Consider the following 4,421-nt stretch of genomic DNA (forward strand, 5'->3'; position numbering starts at 1 on the left):
TTGTGGTGGCGGGGGGCGGGGGGGCCGGGGGGGGCCCCCCGGGCCCCCCGGCGGATCCGGCGGCCCGGTACGGACCGCTGAACAACGCTCGCCAGCTCGAGCGAGTATCCGGTTTCCTCCAGCGGCTCCCGTCTCACGCGCGGGTGCTCACCGGCGGTGCGGTGGCCGGCGACATCGGCTATTTCTTCCAGCCGACGGTGGTCGCCGACGTGCGCCAAGACGACGAGATCACGCAGCGCGAGGTTTTCGGCCCGGTACTCATCGTTCAGCGATTCGGCACCGAAGGCGACGCGGTCCGGCTGGCGAACGGGGTCGACTACGGGCTGGCCGCCGGCGTGTGGACGCGCGACCACGCGCAGGCGATGCGGATGTGCCGACTACTCGATTACGGCACCGTGCGGGTCAACACGCACTTCGCCTATCCGTCCGAGATGCCGCACGGCGGCTTCAAACATTCCGGATTCGGCAAGGACCTCTCGGCGTATGCCCTGGACGACTACTCGCGAATCAAGCACGTGGTCCACCACATCGGATCGCATCACCAATGAACTGAGGAATGTGCCCATGGCAGCGATCGAACAGGCGGTCTCCGGCTGGCGGGCCGCACTGGGCGCGGCCGCGGTTTCCATCGATCCGCGCGAACTCGCGCACTACGGAATGAACATGTCGGAGTTCGCGGCACGCGAACTGGACGTGGTGTTGCGGCCGACCTCGCTGGACGATGTGCGCAGCGTCATCGACGTCGCACGCGCCACTGGTGTCCGAGTCCACCCGATAAGCACCGGACGCAACTGGGGATTCGGCTCGGCACTGCCGGCTCGGGGGCCGGTTGCGCTGGTCGACCTCGGCGGTATGGACCGGATCGTGGACGTCGATTCCCGCTTCCGGTATGCCGTGATCGAACCAGGGGTGACCCAGGGGCAGTTGGCCGAGCACCTTACCGAGCAGGGAAGCCGGCTCAAACTCAATGTGACGGGCGCGGGCACCGCCACCAGCATCGTCGGGAACGTGCTGGACCGAGGCTGCGGGAACCTCGGTGCGCGGATGGATGACCTGCTCGGTGTCGAGGCGGTGCTGGGCAACGGCGGAGTCGTCCGGACCGGCCTGTGGCACCTGCCCAGCCCCGGACCGGTCGTTCACCACTACCCACCCGGCCTCGGCCCGGACCTGCGTGGATTGTTCGTGCAGTCCGGCTTCGGGATCGTGACCAAGATCGTGCTGCGCCTGCATCCGGTCGCCCCGCTGACGGTGGTGACATTCGAGGTGGCTCAGCGGCGCCTCGCCGCGGTCGTCGACGCGTTGTGGCTCGCCAGGGAAGACGGTGTCATCACCGGACACCTGCGGATCACCGACGGCACCGACCCGATCATCCGGTACTTCGGCAACAGCGACCCGGCGGTCTGGAAGGTGCAGGCCGTGCTCGGTGGAACCCGCAACATGCGGGCCGAGGCGGTGCGTGAACTCCGGCGGCGCCTGGACGATTCGGCGGGACAGTTCACGGCGGCGGACACCGAAGAAGAGCAACACTCGCCGGAGAATCCGCAGGAGCGTTTGCTGGCCCAGGCCAGGCTGGGACTGGTGAACGGCACGCCGTCCGACCGCCTGCTGAACGGATTCGCCGACAAGACAGGGCGGACCGTGGCGCCGGGGTCGGTGGATCTCGACCGCGACCGCGAGCTGCCGGGGATGTTGTGCGCAAACGTGGCGGTCCCGTTCGCCGGGGATCAGCTGGCCGCCTGCTCGTCGATCGTGCGTTCGGCGGCCGAGAAAGCGCGGATGCCGACGTCACAGTTGTACGAAAGGGCGGGCACCACAGCACTTTTCGGCTTGTTTCCGTTCTACTTCGACCGACGTGATGCCGATGCGGTGGCCGCGGCACACGCGTACAAGGACCTCTTGCTGCGGCGGCTCGAATCCGAAGGCATCTATCCGGTGCGTATGGACGTGGATTCGATCGAGCAGTTCATCGCGCGTACGGACGACGACTTCCGGCGCTGTGTGACCGCCATCAAACGCGCCCTCGATCCGCAAGACATCATTTCCGGCCGACACACCGACACGACCGAGTCGGTGGCCACCCCGCCGCGCGAGCAGGTCATCACGGCGGTCGCCGAAACCGCCGCCGCGAGCGCCGGGGAGAACCCGTACTCGTCCCTGCCGGAGACGATCGCGCGACGGCTGGAGTCGCTGTCGCGCACGACGCGAGACTTGCTGCCGATGGTGGCCCTCCTGGGCCCGTCGGTCGATGTCACCGAAGTCGCGGCGGTACTGTCGGTTCCGGTCATGGAGGTCTGGAGCGCGGTGACCGAGGCGATGGACAGCGGTCTGCTCACCCACGCCGACTCCGAACTCGTATTCCGCCCCAACCAGATCCGCGAGATCCTGTCCGAGAGGCTGCCCGCCTCGTTGCGCTCGGATCTGCTGCGGCGAGCCGGGCAGGCCCTGCAGGCGACCGGCGCGCCGATCGAACGCATCGCCTACTACCTGTCACTCAGTGACAGCGAACCGGATCACGCCAGTATCGCCTGGTTGGCGGACACGGCCGACCGGCTGATCGTGCGGGCGCCCGACCTGGCGGTCCGGCTGCTGCACCGCGCGGCGACCGTCGCCGACCTCGATGCCGCCGTGCGATCGCGGATGGTCCGCGCCCGGATACGCGCGCTGCTGTGGAGCGGCCGCGCGGCCGAAGCCGAAGCCGTGCTCCGGGCCACGCTGCACAATCCCGGACACGATGACGAGGCCGAACTGCGTTGGCTGCTCGCACAGGCATGCCAGGCGCAGGGGCGGCTCACCGACGCGGTCTCCGTCGCCGAAACAACGCTGTCCACAATGGATCTCGGCACCGAGCACTCGGGGCGGTTCCTGGGCATGTGTGCGCTGAACAATTTCTTCCTGGAACGATTCGACGCCGCGGAACGGACCGGACAGCGGGCGATATCGCTGGGGGAACGCGGTGGGGATCCGCTCGCCACCGGCTACGGCCTGATGGCCGTGGGTGCGGTGCGCTACACCGAGGGTCACCTCGACGAGGCTTTGGAGATGAGTAGCCGAATCCGCACCGTCTGCGCGGACGGAACCGGATCGGATCAGTTCGATCCGTACGCGCTGTATGCGCATTGCCTGGTGGAGCTCGATCGGCTCACCGACGCGGAAGCAGCCCTGAAAACCGCCATCGGGCACAACCGCCGGACACGGGGTGTCTATCTGTCACCGAACCTGATGGCCAAGGCGCGGCTACATCTGCTGGACGGGCGCTGGGACGATGCGCTGTCCGAATGCGCGGCCGTCACGCAAGTACCGGACATGCTGGGATACGCGCCGATCGCGCAGCACATCGCGGCACTCATCGGGGTACACCGCGGCACCGTTCTTCCGGGCCCCGAGAGCCTGCCCGCGCCGGACGGCCGATTGGGCAGCACGGAGTACGCGCAATTCGGCCCGTGGGTGACGGCGTTGGTCCACGAAAGCCGTGGTCGGCGGCAGCAGGCATTGGACGTGCTCGTCAGCGCATACCGGGAGCGCGACGGCGGGATGACTACGTCCACGCTGTACTACATCTACCCCGATATCGCCCGGCTCGCAGTGGATGTCGGCGACATAGGGGCCGCGCGCGCGGTAGCGGATGCCGCCGCCGAACTCCTTCTGCGGCAGCCGACGGCATCGCGGCAAGCGACTGCCCTGCTGTGCGGCGGCATGGCCGACCACGCTCCCGACAACGTGTGCACCGCCGCACGACTGTTCCGGCAGGCGGGACGGCCTCTCTACGAAGCACAGGCACTGGAGAATGCCGCGGTACTGCTCGCCGCCGCGGGACACCGGACGAAAGCCTGCCAGGCACTGGATAGTGCGGTCGAACTCTATACGCTCCTCGGCGCCTCCTGGGATTCGGCTCGGGCGGTGGCGCGAGTCCGCCCGCACGGCATTCGCCGCGGCGTACGCGGGCCCCGCAACCGCCCCAAATCGGGATGGGCGGCGCTGACCGAAACCGAACGCAAGGTTGCCGGGCAGGTCGCCGCGGGCTTGTCCAACGCTGAGATCGCGGCGCAGATGTTTTTGTCGCACCGGACGATCCAATCGCATGTGTCGAGCATCCTCACCAAGCTGGACGTGCGGTCTCGGCGCGAAATCGCCGACCGGATCATCCGTTCCGAGCCGTGAATGTCGAGCGTGGACACGATGGTCATCCGCCGAGGCAACCGGCACCGATCCGCCCGCTGATGCCCATCGATCGGAAGACCGCGGTCGGCGTCACGATACCGCAGCAGGATTTTCGATGGGACGAGTCCGATGTCCGTCATTACCATCGCGGGGGGGGGGGGGGTGGCGGCCCCCGCGGCCCCCGTCCGCCAATAGCGATTAAGGCGCCCCGGAATTTAAGGGTGGCCGCGCCCGCGTTACAAAAACCCGCACCACCCCCCCAA

Annotated in this window: 2 protein-coding genes; both read left to right on the plus strand. The window is 68.0% G+C overall.

The genetic code is table 11. From position 1 onward, the window contains the following. The coding region (locus tag QH470_RS32490; RefSeq protein WP_280276204.1) for an aldehyde dehydrogenase family protein at positions 1 to 548 on the plus strand (548 nt) is incomplete at its 5' end. Positions 549 to 564: 16 nt separating this feature from the next. Beyond that, positions 565 to 4,158 carry an FAD-binding protein gene (locus QH470_RS32495; protein ID WP_280276205.1) on the plus strand — a complete coding sequence of 1,198 codons (3,594 nt, stop codon included), beginning with the start codon at positions 565 to 567 and terminating at the stop codon, positions 4,156 to 4,158. The last annotated feature ends 263 nt before the right edge of the window (positions 4,159 to 4,421 follow it).

It is taken from the genome of Nocardia wallacei (assembly GCF_029868745.1).
Taxonomy (GTDB): Bacteria; Actinomycetota; Actinomycetes; order Mycobacteriales; family Mycobacteriaceae; genus Nocardia; species Nocardia wallacei_B.

Bases quoted from the DNA above. Each gene is read 5' to 3' on its own strand.
- QH470_RS32495 (WP_280276205.1), top strand. From the start codon at position 565: ATGGCAGCGATCGAACAGGCGGTCTCCGGCTGGCGGGCCGCACTGGGC.